This is a genomic window from Massilia sp. YIM B02769, from assembly GCF_030411995.1.
Lineage (GTDB): Bacteria > Pseudomonadota > Gammaproteobacteria > Burkholderiales > Burkholderiaceae_D > Telluria.
This window is the reverse complement of the sequence record NZ_JASNRC010000015.1, coordinates 20788-32714: the sequence shown is the minus strand read 5'-3', so window position 1 is coordinate 32714 and position 11927 is coordinate 20788. Positions and strand designations below refer to the sequence as shown.

Annotated in this window: 11 protein-coding genes; 2 read left to right on the top strand and 9 right to left on the bottom strand. The window is 66.0% G+C overall.

Going from position 1 to position 11927, the window contains the following annotated elements:
* Window positions 1-35: 35 nt before the first annotated feature.
* The 9 genes from QPK31_RS21930 to QPK31_RS21890 are packed head-to-tail and all read right to left on the bottom strand — an operon-like array spanning window position 36 to window position 9637.
* Window positions 36-3086: a DUF6701 domain-containing protein gene (locus tag QPK31_RS21930; protein ID WP_290425012.1), complete on the bottom strand. Its 3051-nt coding sequence runs from the start codon at window positions 3084-3086 to the stop codon at window positions 36-38.
* Entirely contained in the window at window positions 3083-3526 is a 444-nt protein-coding gene (locus QPK31_RS21925) for an agglutinin biogenesis protein MshP (protein WP_290425011.1), read from the bottom strand. Before QPK31_RS21925 ends, QPK31_RS21930 begins: the two co-directional genes overlap by 4 nt.
* On the bottom strand, window positions 3526-4395 hold the full coding sequence (locus QPK31_RS21920) for a type II secretion system protein (RefSeq protein ID WP_290425010.1): 870 nt from the start codon (window positions 4393-4395) through the stop codon (window positions 3526-3528). Before QPK31_RS21920 ends, QPK31_RS21925 begins: the two co-directional genes overlap by 1 nt.
* On the bottom strand, window positions 4395-5000 hold the full coding sequence (locus tag QPK31_RS21915; protein WP_290425009.1) for a type II secretion system protein: 606 nt from the start codon (window positions 4998-5000) through the stop codon (window positions 4395-4397). Before QPK31_RS21915 ends, QPK31_RS21920 begins: the two co-directional genes overlap by 1 nt.
* A complete protein-coding gene (locus QPK31_RS21910; RefSeq protein WP_290425008.1) occupies window positions 4990-5565 on the bottom strand; it encodes a type II secretion system protein in 576 nt (191 codons plus the stop codon). The genes QPK31_RS21915 and QPK31_RS21910 overlap by 11 nt, the downstream gene beginning before the upstream one ends.
* A gap of 23 nt (window positions 5566-5588) precedes the next feature.
* Window positions 5589-6122, bottom strand: a complete 534-nt coding sequence (locus tag QPK31_RS21905; protein WP_290425007.1) for a type IV pilin protein — start codon at window positions 6120-6122, stop codon at window positions 5589-5591.
* A 41-nt stretch (window positions 6123-6163) separates the two neighbouring features.
* On the bottom strand, window positions 6164-6694 hold the full coding sequence (locus tag QPK31_RS21900) for a hypothetical protein (protein WP_290425006.1): 531 nt from the start codon (window positions 6692-6694) through the stop codon (window positions 6164-6166).
* Window positions 6691-7932, bottom strand: a complete 1242-nt coding sequence (locus tag QPK31_RS21895) for a type II secretion system F family protein (protein ID WP_290425005.1) — start codon at window positions 7930-7932, stop codon at window positions 6691-6693. Before QPK31_RS21895 ends, QPK31_RS21900 begins: the two co-directional genes overlap by 4 nt.
* A gap of 1 nt (window position 7933) precedes the next feature.
* A complete protein-coding gene (locus QPK31_RS21890; protein ID WP_290425004.1) occupies window positions 7934-9637 on the bottom strand; it encodes a GspE/PulE family protein in 1704 nt (567 codons plus the stop codon).
* Between the two features lie 416 nt (window positions 9638-10053).
* On the opposite strand from QPK31_RS21890, the gene QPK31_RS21885 reads away from it, so the two are divergent.
* Both QPK31_RS21885 and QPK31_RS21880 read left to right on the top strand, forming a co-directional pair.
* Window positions 10054-10758, top strand: a complete 705-nt coding sequence (locus tag QPK31_RS21885; RefSeq protein ID WP_290425003.1) for a histidine phosphatase family protein — start codon at window positions 10054-10056, stop codon at window positions 10756-10758.
* A 123-nt stretch (window positions 10759-10881) separates the two neighbouring features.
* Window positions 10882-11925, top strand: coding sequence for a phosphotransferase (locus tag QPK31_RS21880; RefSeq protein WP_290425110.1), 1044 nt, complete (start codon window positions 10882-10884; stop codon window positions 11923-11925).
* The last annotated feature ends 2 nt before the right edge of the window (window positions 11926-11927 follow it).

Sequence of the window (11927 nt, the reverse complement as noted above, 5' to 3'; positions counted from 1 at the left end):
TGCCCAGCAAGCGGGCATATTTTGTTGCAGGAACCTCAATACACTTCGCGCAGGTAGATCATCGGGCTGCGCGTGCTGCCGAAGTTGACCCGCCCGCGCGTGCCCGGCAGCCAGGCCGGACCGTCGACTTCGACCCACAGGCTGCCGGCACGGCCCGAACCGGGCGCGGCCAGCTTGTAGATCCCGCGGCCGCCGCTCAGCGACACCGTCCCCGGCGTGCCCGCCTTGACGATCGCCGCATCGCAGTTGACCATTGCCGTGTCGCCGCTTGCCGGCTCGGCCTTGCCGCCGGCCTTCAGGTCGCGCCGGCAGGCGGTGAAGGACGAGGCCGGCGTGAATGTCATATCGGGCGACTTCGCGTGATTGATCCAGCTCTTGCCGTCCCAGTACTGCGCCTGCACCGGGAGCGAGGTCTGCTGGGTATTCGTGCCTTGCGTGCTGCCCACGTTCAGGCGGCCGTTGACGATCATGATGCCGCCTTCGATCGCGTCGTCCGGGTCCGGCCGGTACGAGGTCACCGTGGCCTCCTTGCCGTTCCCCAGCGTCTCGGTCGAGGTGGCGCGAATGTAGATCGGCGTCGGCGCGGTCCACGCGGTGCTTGCCGGCTTGCTCGCGCTGTACGGGGTGCCCAACGCATAATTCGGTCTGAGCGTCGCGCCGTCCTTCAGCACTTCCGGCGTCGCCTGCGTCCCGCCCTCGGCAGCCACCGAAGTCAAGGTGATCGGGCGCATCCAGTTGCCGTTGTAGTTCTTCAGCTCGACACCCTTGGCATTGAAGGCCTTGACGCTCACGTCGAAGGGCTGGCCCGAATAGGCGGCATCGTCGATATCGCTCGGGCAATTCATCGCATCGTCGCAATCGAACGGCGAGGCGGCGATTTCGGTCTGGTAGTAGGCCGGATAGAAGCGGCCGACGGTCTGGGCCGGGCCGGTCGCATTCGGCGTCGTGCCGAGATAATCGGACAGGGTCGGCTTGACCGTGATGATGCCGACTTCGCTGTAGTTGAGCTTATAGGCGATCGCGCCGCCGCCATCGACGCGGACCGGATCCGAGACCGTCAGTTCGCCGGGCGATGCCATCTGCGCGGCAACGGCAGCAAGCGGCGCGCCGCTCATCGATACCGCTGGCAGGGTGCCGTCGATCTCGTTGCCGAAGTTCGGCGCCGGCGTCTTGCCATCGCTCAGCAAGGCGATCACCTGCGCATTGAAATCCTGGCCGGCCTGCGCAAATCCGGGGTCGCCGGGCGCGGTCGCGGCAGGGTTCACCACGCCGTCGGCGCTGGTGAAGGGCTTGAAGGCCAGCGAAGACGGCATCGAGGTGAAGTTGCTCGATGTGGCCACGTTCTTGTTGGCCAGCAGGCTCAGCTGGACAGTACCCACGTCGTTATACGCAAAGGCCGTCTGCGCCAATGCAGTCGACGCGCTGCCTTTCGCGAAATTGATGTTGACGCTGTTCGACCAGCCGGCCGAGGTCGCCGTCCGCGCGGCGCCGTTCGGCAAACAGGTCTGCAGCGTGGCGCCCGCATACGAGGCGCCGACCTTGCCCGACTCCGGGTTCTGGCAGGTCAGGCTGAATTGCATGGGCACGCTGCTATCGGTCAGGGTGCTCACCGCCACCGCCTGCTTGCTGCTGTTGACGGCCGTGATGTAGATGTTGGCCGGCGTGCCGCCGTACATGGGGCCGGTGTACAGCGGGCAGCTGCTCGAGCCCACCGTCGTGCCGACCGCGCACTGCCTGGTCGTGAATACGTAACCCGCATTCGTCGCCGGCGCCGCGACCCCGGTCGCCGTGTCGCTGGCCGTATTGTTGGCGCTGTTGCTGTCCGAGGTGCCGGTGACGGTGGCCGTATTCGTCAGCGAGCCGGTCTGGTTGACGGTGGCGTTGATCGTCAGCGCCGGCGCGCTGGCGTTCGGCGCGATGGCCGTCTTGTAGGTGCAGGTCACGACCTGGCCGCTGGCCGAGCAGGTCCAGCCGGTACCACTGCTGGAGGTGTAGCTCATCCCCGCCGGCAGGGTGTCGACCACCGTGATCGGCCCGGCCTCGGTGTAGGGGCCGTTGTTCTTCACCGTCAGCGCGTAGCTGGCGGTCTGCCCCACTTGCAGCGAGCCGCTGCGCGCCATCGAGATCGACAGGTCCGACACCGGCAGGGTCGGCACCACCAGCACTTCGGCGTTCAGGATCACCAGGTCCTGGCCGGTGCGGTAGGTCGTGGTCACGGTCGGCGCGTAGAAGATCCACTGCACCACTTCGGTGTCGTAGGCGTCGAAGTCGATGCCGTAGGAATAGGAATCGCGGTTGATGTTGCTCTTCGAGTTGAACTGGTTGCCCGACGGGTTCATGTCGTCGGTCAGCTCGTTGCCGTTGAAGAGCAGGTTTTCGCCCGAGGCCAGCAGGGTCGCGTCGCCTTCCCAGGTGATGTGGCCGACGCGCGCCTTTTCGCGGATCGGCAGCCAGGGCGAGGGCCAGCGGAAGTTCGTCGCGGTCAGGGTGAATTCGCTGTTCTGCAGGTAGCGGAAGCCTTCGTACAGGTTCAGCACGCGCTCGGTTTCGTTCGGGTGCGAGTACACCACCAGCAGCGAAAAACCGCCCAGCACCGCCTGCGACGCGCACCACGGACTGCCGGTCGAGACCGTCAAGCCCGAAAAGGTATAGCTGCCCGAACCCTTGGCCTTGACGATGTCGGTCACGTCGGCGGCGCCGCCGAAATAATTCATGCCGTTGCCAACCGTGGTCGACGAGTACTTGCGCGTGGCGTTGACCGTCTTGCTCTGGAAGGTAACGCTGTTGTCGGCCGTATTGCCCGAGCCGGCCCAGTAGAGCTGCGCCGACAGCACCGTGGCGCCGGTCGGCAGCGTCAGCGTGGCCGTGCGGTTGGTCGTCGAGGACGCGACCGCGCAGGCGTTGCCGCTGTTGCTCTGGGTACGCAGCGTGACCTGGGTGCCGGTGAAGTTCACGGCGCCGTTGAAGCTCTGGGTCAGGGCGATGGGCGTGTCGGCCCGCGCCGGGGCGGCCAGGCCGAGCAGCAGCACGGGCAGCAGTGCGGCCAGCGCCAGCAGGCGCAGCAGATGTCGGACCGGCGCGTTCACAGCTGCACCTCGATCACACGTTCCACATAGTCGGGACTGTTGCTGGGCGCCGGGCAGGCGGTGCCGGCCGTCGTGCAGGCGGTGGCCACGATGCGCCAGCGGTCCAGCTTGGCCGTGGCTTCGCTGAAGGCGCTGCCGTCGGTCTGCACGCAGGCGACCGTGACGACGAAGGAAGCCAGTGCGGAGTCCGCCGGCAGGCGGAACGAACCGTTGCAGCTGGCGCCCGTCGCGCGCTGGAACAGGCCCCATTCGATTCCGCTGCGCGCCGCCTGGTAGGCGCGCGCGCCCTGCTCGTCCAGCGCCGTGGACTGGCGCTGGATGCCGAAGATCGACACCAGGGCGGTGGCCAGCCCGGCCAGCACCACCAGCAGAAAGATCGCGGTCACGAGGCCGGCGCCGCCGGCGCGCCGGCTGGCCGGAGAATGTGTGGAGTACGGCATCATGGCGTATTGTCGATGTGAACCTGGTGCACCAGGCGCACGGCCGGATCGGCGAGGTTGCGGGTGCGCAGCGAGAGGGTCAGCACGACCAGGCCGGCGCGCGTCGCCGCCACGTTGTCGCTGCGGAAGACATTCGCGCAGGTGGTCACGCGTGCGGCCAGCATGTTGGCCTGGCCGCCCGCCGGCGGCACCGCCTGCGCCGCGCGGATCGGATAGCCGGCGTAGCGGCGGATCTGGAAGCCGCCGCCGGCGGCCTCGCACACGAACGAAACCGGGCCGGTCACGACCTGGAAGCGAGAATCGGGCGACGGCATCGGCGTGCCCAGCAACGCGGCCTGGTTCGCAAACACGTTCGAGGCAAGGGTGATCAGCGGCGCATTCGGGTTGCTCGTATCGACCGCGGAAACAGGGGCCAGCGTGTTGCCCGCATAGGCATCGGCATCCTGCAGCCCCAGGTTAAATACGGCGATGAAGTCGCGGTTCGGGACAACCGGCTGGCGCAGCGGGCCGACGACGGAAAAACGCGTCTGCGCCGGATCGGTGAACGACAGCGGCGTGCCGCTCGCCGCCTCGTCCTCGACGGCCAGGTAGCGCCCGCCGCTGCTGGTCATCAGGAACTCGATGGCGCTGCCGGCGGCGTTCACGCGCACGCTATTCGGCAGCGCCAGGCGGATGTCGCGCGCCATACGGCGCAGCGCCAGGTCGGCTTCGTCGCTGGCCTCGGCGCGCGCCACGGTATCGACGTAACCCTGGATCGGCGCGCGGATGAACACGGCGACGATGGCGCCGAGGATGCCGATGATGACGATCACCATGATCGCCTCGATCAGGGTGAAGCCGCGCTGGCGCGCCGTGTGGAGCGCGCGCATCACTGGAACCCCGGGCGCGCGTAGCGCGTGCGGTAGGTGTCGAGCACCACCGGCGCGTCGCCGCCGAAGGCGACGCTCACGCGGATGCGCAAGGCATCGGTGTTTGCGGCGCTGCCGGCCGCCGCGCTCAAGCCGTTGGCGGCGATCTGCACCGGCGTCACCGTCAGCGTGGCGGTATAGCCGTTGACGGCGATCGGCTGGCCGCTGACGTCGACCAGCACGCCGGCGACGTTGTTGAAGGCATTCGTCGCCACGTTGGCCTGGGCCACGTAGTCGTTGACGTTGTCGAAGGGGCGCGGGTTCAGCGGTTCGGGCGCGGCCTGGCCCCAGTTCTCGGGAATCGTGCACGGCGGATTGGCCGGGTCGTCGAACACCGGGTCGCTCGGGTCGCAGCGCGTGAAGCCGGCCGAGCGCACTTCTTCCAGCAAGCCCTCGGCGATCATCAGCGCCTGCTTGCGGCGCAGCGGGTCGGCGCTGTTGGCGGTGGTCAGGCGCATGACGGCCATGATGCTGGCCAGCGCCACCGAGACGATCACGATGAACATGATCAGCTCGATCATGGTCACGCCGCGCTGGCGGCGCCGGACCCGCGCCTCAGAAGACATAGCCGGTCTCCGGGGCGACGCCGACGGTACGGGTATTGCCGCTGCCGGACAGGGTGATGGTCAGGCCGCCGAAGGTGGTGGCGTTGATGTCGAAAGGCTGGCCGAGGGCGTTGAAGCCGAAGGCGGTGATGTTGCGGCTGGCGGCGCCGGCGACGTTGTTGGGACGGCCCTCGCACATCCAGGTGCGCGCATTGCAGGCGGCGCGGGTGGCGGCCGAATCGCTGTTCTGGCCCGAGGGGGCCTGGACCTGGTTGGCGGCGGCGCAGTTGGCTTCGTTGGCGAAGCAGAGCGCGGCGCTGTTCGGGCCGAGGATGACGAAGACGTTGCGGTGCTGGGCGATCGCCACTTTCTGGCCGTAGCGCAGGATGGTGCGCAGCTGCTCGGTGGCGGCTTCGGTGTCGTAGACCGTGCGGTCGAAAAAGCGCGTGATCGCCAGCGCCGACAGGATGCCGACGAGGACGATCACGATGATGAGTTCCACCATGGTGAAGCCGTGGCGGCCGGCGAACCGGCGGTGGTACCGCAGGCGGCCATGGCTGGAAGCGCAGTTCGGGTGGGAATGCACGCCAGCCACGTTGCCCTGTCAGATTACTGGCAGTTCTCGGCTTTGGTGTCGGTGCCCAGCGCGATGGTCGGGACCGTATTTGCGGCGGTTGCCGGCGTGTAGACCAGGAAGCACTTGACCGAGGTGGCGGTGTCTTTGATGTTGTTCGGGACGATGCCGATCGAACCTGCGGCGATCACCGGACGAGTCGCGGTAGCGGCGCCAGCCAGCACCACGGTATAGTCGTCGGCCAGGCCGGCAGCTTGCATCAGCACGCGCGAAGCGTCGGCACCGGCGGCGTCGACGATTGCCGGGTAGCCCGAATTCATGTTCATCTGCACGGTGACGCCTTCGACGCTCTGGGTAGCGGCCGGGGTCACCAGGAAGCGACCGTGGGTCATGGCGGCGGTCGCGCTCAGGGCACCACGTGCGGCGTTCAGGCTGGCAACACGTGCATCGCCGCTCAGGTTGGTGAAGCGTGGCAGTGCGGTCGCGGCCAGGATGCCAAGGATGACGATCACGACGATCAGTTCGATCAGGGTGAAGCCGCCTTGGGCCGATTTGATGCTCTTGTTCATTCCGTTTTCTCCGATGTTAAAAAAGATGCGGGGCAAGCCGCTCAGTTGGTTTTAGCGACCGGCTGGTTGTCGATTTCCACCAGCGCAAGGCCTTCGGTGACCTCGCTCCGTGGTTCTGATTTAACCGGATTGGGCACGCGAAGCAATTCTACCTTGAACCTGAGAAATTTCGGTGTTTCGGCAGAAAAACTTTTTGATGAAGCCGACAGGTAAACCAGGGTCAGATTGGCCTTATCGAAGTACCAATTCCCCCTCGGAAGTTCGGTTTCGTTGGGAGAATAATATTCACCGAGGTAGTTTTTTGGTCGTTCCGCCAACCAAACCATGGGGTTCTCTTGTGCAACCGCCAATAAAGCACCCTGTCCGCCCTGCCCGATGGCATGCGCCGAGCGCACCGCCAGCGCCGTTCGCAGCGAACTGATGAGTTGTTTCGCTGCAACGTACTCCGATTCGCCGGCGTAGGGAACGAGGCTTTTCAGCAACACGCCGGTTACCAGCACGAATACGACGGCGGCAACGGCCAGTTCGAACAGGGCGAAGCCGCGCGCCCGGCGTAGCGGCGCGCCGGTCATTGCCGGTGCAGGGCCGCCTGCCCCAGGTCCCAGATCGGCAGGAAGATACCGAGCGCCATGATCAGCACCATCACGCCGAGGAAGGTGATCAGGATCGGCTCGATCTGGGCCGACAGGGTCTTCAGCTCGTAGTCGACTTCGCGCTCGTACATCAGCGCGATTTCGTCCATCAAGTCGTCGAGCGAACCGGTCTCCTCGCCCACGGCGATCATCTGCAGCACGATGGGCGTGAACACGTTGGCGGCCGTAGAGGTGCGCAGGATGCTCTCGCCGCGCTCCACGCCGTCGCGCATCTGCTCGATGCGTGCGGCCAGGTAGGCGTTGTCGGCGGTCTGCGACACCACGGTCAGGGCCTGCACCACCGGCACGCCCGAGCGCATCGACAGCGAGAAGCTGCGCGCGAAGCGCGACATCGTCGACTTGTGGATGATCTTGCCGGCGATCGGCAGGCGCAGCTTGTAGCGGTCCCAGTTGTAGCGGCCCTTTTCGCTGCCGACCCAGGAGCGGAAGCCGAAGAAGCCGCCGATGGCCAGCGCCAGCATCAGCGGCCAGTAGTCGAGCGTGAAGCGCGAGGTCGTCATCAGGATGCGCGTCATCAGCGGCAGCTCGGTGTGCAGGCTCTCGAACACCTTGGCAAAGGCCGGGATCACGAACACGTTCACGATGACCATGGCGATCACCATCGCCAGCACCACGAAGCTCGGATAGCGCAGCGCCGCCTTCACGCGGTCCTTCATGTCGCGGTCGAATTCGAGGTGGTCGAACAGGCGCAGGAAGACTTCTTCCAGGCGCCCGGTCATCTCGCCCACGCGCACCATCGACAGGTAGAAGGTGGAAAACGCTTCCGGATGGCGCCGCATGGCGGCGGACAGTTCGCGGCCCGAGTCGAGCGACTCGCGCAAATCCTTGATCACGCGCCCGAAGGCCGGGCTGGTGGCCGATTCCTGCAGGCCGCCGAGGCCGCGCATGATCGGCACGCCGGACTTCAGCAGCGTGTGCATCTGGCGGCTGAACAGCTGCACATCCATCGAGCGCACCGGCTTTTCGCGCAGCCGTCCCCACAAGGTGGTGGGCGCGCCGCTGTTGCTGGTGGCCTTTCTCGTCGTGACGACGATCTCGACCGGCGTGACGCCGGTGCCGAACAACTGGTCGGCAACCGCCCCGCTGTCCGCCGCTTCCAGCACGCCCTGCATCAGTTCGCCGCGCGTATTGCGGCCCTTGTAGGCATAGAACGGCAACTCAATCCTCCAGCTGGTTACTGATGCGCATCGCCTCGGCAATCGTCGTGCGGCCCTGCACCGCCAGCTGCACGCCGTGGCGGCGCAGGGTTTCGCCGGCCATCTCGCCGTGCGCCACCTTCAGGAAGTGTGCCGGATCCGGGTGATTCGCGGCGTCGGTCACGGCGCGCGTCATCTCCAGCAGCTCATACACGCCGGTGCGCCCCCGGTAGCCGGTGCCGTTGCAGTGCGGGCAGCCTTTGCCGTGGAAGAACTGGGCCTGCTCGGCGAAGTCGCCGAGTTCCGGGCGCAGCCAGGTGCGCTCGGCCGGCGTCGGTGCGTATGGGGTGCTGCAGCTTTCGCAGATCACGCGCACCAGGCGCTGGGCCAGCACGGCCTGCAGCGAGCCGCCCACCATGTAGCGCGGCACGCCCATGTCCATCAGGCGCAGCGGGGTCGAGGCGGCGTCGTTGGTGTGCAGCGTGGAGAGGACCAAGTGACCGGTCATCGCGGCGCGCAGGCCGATCTGGGCGGTTTCCTGGTCGCGCATCTCGCCGACCAGCACGATGTCCGGGTCTTGACGCAGCGCCGAGCGCAGCACGCGCGCGAAGCTCAGTTCGATCTTCTCGTTCACCTGCACCTGGTTGATGCCCTGCAGCCGGTATTCGACCGGGTCTTCGACCGTGATCAGCTTCTTCTCGACGGAGTTGAGCTCGGCCAGCGCGCTGTACAGGGTGGTGGTCTTGCCGCTACCCGTGGGGCCGGTCACCAGCACCAGGCCGTTCGGGCGCTGGACGATGGCGCGGAAACGCTCCAGCATCTTGCGCGGCATGCCGATCGATTCCAGGCGCAGGGTATTCCCGGCCTGGTTCAGCAAACGCATGACCACCGATTCGCCGTACTGGGTCGGCATGGTCGAGATACGCACGTCGATGCGCTGGTTCTTCACCTTCACGGCAAAGCGGCCGTCCTGCGGCAGGCGCTTTTCCGAAATATCCAGGTCGGCCATCAGCTTCAGGCGCAGCGCCAGCGGCGTGGCGACGCGCAGGTCGGCCTCGGTCTGCAGGTGCAGCACGCCGTCGATGCGGAAGCGGATCTGCAGGCGCCCGTCCTGCGGCTCGATATGGATGTCGGAAGCGCGCACCTGGGCGGCGTCGTCGAACACCGATTGCAGCAGTTTCACGACCGGCGCTTCTTCCAGGCCGGTATTCGCGGTCATGGCGCCGAAGTCGACGAAGGTGTCGGCCACGTCGGCCTCGACCTCGCGCGCGAAGTCGCTGATCTCGCCGGTGCGGCGGTAGATGCGGTCGATCGTGTGCAGGACCTCGGTCTCGTTGACCACGGCCAGCTCGACGCCTTTTTTGAGCAGGCGTGCGATCTCGTCGTAGGCGAACAGGTCGGTCGGGTCGGACACGCCGACCAGCACGGTGTTCGGGCGGTCTTCCAGCACCAGCGCACGGAAGCGGCGCGCGGCCGTTTCCGGCAGCAGGCGCACCAGCTGGTCGCTGATGTTGTAGAACTTCAGGTTGATGTAGGGGATGTCCAGCTGGCGCGCCAGCGCGCCCGAGATCTGCTCCTCGGTCACGAAGCCGTTCTCGACGAACACCCGGCCCAGCTTGCGTCCGGTGCGCTTCTGGTCGGCCAGCGCCTGGTTCAACTGCTCTTCCGACAACAGCTTCTGCTGGATCAGCACTTCACCGAGTCGAATCTTTTCCGGCCTTGCCATGTCACCCCTTGCGATTGATCTGGAAATGGGGAGTTATTCTAAGGCAGAACCGGACAATATTTACCGATGGAATTTATTTCTGTGGCCCGGATGCCTCGCTCGGCGGTTTGATGCGTGTAAGATAAGCAAGAGATGATGATGCCGGGCCGGATGATCTTGCCTGCCGCGTCTTCGTACGGTGGGCACGCCGTGCCCACGCGGTACGCACGTTTCCGCCAGTCCGCTGCCGCGAGGCATCGCTCGAAACGCATGCAACGGACGATGCCGTGTCCAGGCTTAAGGTTCGCTAGCGAGTCGTGACGGCCAGCGGTGCACGCACGAGCACGTAACCGCGTGGGCACGGAGTGCCCACCGTACGGGCGCAGCCAACGCCAGCCCACGCCTATCGGTTCCGATCCAATTTTTCGAGGATGCAGATGCCAGAACCCACCAACGCCCGCCGCCGTATTTTCCTGATGCGCCACGGCAGCGTCACCTACTTCGACGCCGCCGGCAAACCGGTATTACCCGAACAGGTTCCCCTCAACGACGAAGGCCGTTCCCAGGCCGATGCCGCCGGCGCCGCCTTCGCCGCGGCCGGGGTGCGCTTCGACCGCGTGATTGTCTCCGGCCTGCCGCGCACCGTGGAAACGGCGCAGCGCGTGCTGGCCGTCACCGGACAAGACATCGCGCTCGACGTCTGGCCCGAGCTCCACGAAATCAAGGGCGGCCGCCTCTCCACCATTCCCAGTGCCGAACTGAAACGCGCCTTCACCGGCGTCTTCGAGGGCGTGGTCAAGCCGGAACAGCGCTTCCTCGGCGGAGAATCGGTCGGCGACATGATGGACCGCGTCCACCCCGCCATCCAGAAACTGCGCGACGACGGAAGCTGGGACACCGTGCTGCTGGTCCTGCACGGCGGCGTCAACTGCGCCATCCTCTCGCTCGCCCTCACCGGCCAGCGCCTGTTCCTCGGCGGCCTGGCGCAAACGGCCGGCTGCATCAACGCGCTTGACGTGGGCCAGGACAACGCCGACTGGGTGGTGCGCTTCGTGAACCATGTGCCGCCCGCCCCGCTCCAACTCGGTTCACGCCTGACCACGATGGAACAGCTGTTCACGCAATACAGCCGCTCGCGCTGAGCATCCGGTTCGCCAGGCAAAACACGTAAAAAAATAACAAAAACAAATAGCACGATCGTGCAGTTCATCGGCTAGAATCATCCGACAACAACACAGGAGGAGACGCCAGTGTACGAAGAAATGATGGGCACCAAGCCGGTGTCCGAGGGCCAGAAGTTCGATGTCGAGGCGCTCGGCGCCTGGCTGCGCCAGCATGCGCCGGACTTCCCGGCCGGCCCGCTCGAAGTCGAGCAATTCAAGGGCGGGCAATCGAACCCCACCTTCAAGTTGCGCGCGGGTGGCCAACAATATGTGCTGCGCACCAAGCCCGGCCCGGCCGCGAAACTGCTGCCTTCCGCCCACGCCATCGACCGCGAGTTCCGCGTGATGCAGGCCCTGCACGGCGCCGGCTTCCCGGTGCCGCGCCAGATCGTGCTCTGCACCGACGAGTCCGTGATCGGCCGCGCCTTCTTCCTGATGGAATGCGTCGAGGGCCGGGTGCTGTGGGAGCAGTCGCTGCCCGGCATGCGCCCTGAAGAACGCGGCGCCATCTACGACGAGATGAACCGCGTGATCGCCCAGCTGCACACGGTGGATTACGCCGCCATCGGCCTCGGCGACTACGGCAAGCCCGGCAATTATTTCGCGCGCCAGATCGAGCGCTGGACCAAACAGTACCAGGCCTCGGTAACCGAACCGATCGAGGCCATGGACCGCCTGATCGAATGGCTGCCGCAAAACATCCCGCCCGGGGAAGACACGTCCATCGTGCACGGCGATTTCAGGCTCGACAACCTCATCTTCCACCCGACCGAGCCGCGCATCCTCGCCGTACTCGACTGGGAACTCTCGACCCTGGGCCACCCGCTCGCGGACTTCTCTTACCACTGCATGTCCTGGCACATCCAGCCAGGCAAGTTCCGCGGCATCGCCGGCCTCGACCTGGAAGCACTCGGCATCCCCAGCCTCGAGGAATACGTGCGGCGCTACTGCGCGCGCACCGGCAAGACCATCCGCCCCGAGGACTTCAATTTTTACCTTGCCTACAACATGTTCCGCCTGGCCGGCATCATGCAGGGGATCATGAAGCGCTACGTCGACGGCACGGCGTCGAGCGCGCAGGCGCTGCAAAACGGCAAAGCCGCCCGTCCCATGGCCGAAATGGCCTGGCAATTCGCGAACCGCTGACC